Genomic DNA, 255 nt, shown 5'->3' with positions numbered 1-255 from the left:
TGGGCATGGAGCTGGGGCTGTTCAACGCGTCGCTGTTCCAGGCGCTGCCGCAGCGGGTGTTCGGCATCGTGGCCAACGACACGCTGCTGGCGGTGCCGTTCTTTACCCTGATGGGGCTGGTGCTGGAACGATCCGGCATGGCCGAAGACCTGCTCGAGACGATCGGGCAGGTGTTCGGCCCGCTGCGCGGGGGGCTGGCCATTGCGGTGGTGGTGGTGGGGGCGATGCTGGCGGCGACCACCGGGGTGGTGTCGG

Annotated in this window: 1 protein-coding gene; it reads left to right on the top strand. The window is 69.4% G+C overall.

Annotation, left to right across the window (positions count from 1 at the left end; translation table 11 throughout):
* A partial coding sequence (locus tag KW845_RS29815) for a TRAP transporter large permease subunit (RefSeq protein ID WP_218372954.1) occupies nucleotides 1–255 on the top strand: 255 nt, incomplete at both ends.

Source organism: Bordetella sp. BOR01 (assembly GCF_019218885.1).
Classification (GTDB): domain Bacteria; phylum Pseudomonadota; class Gammaproteobacteria; order Burkholderiales; family Burkholderiaceae_B; genus Bordetella_A.
The sequence above is the reverse complement of the archived record's forward strand: the minus strand, read 5'-3'. Positions and strand labels throughout refer to the sequence as shown.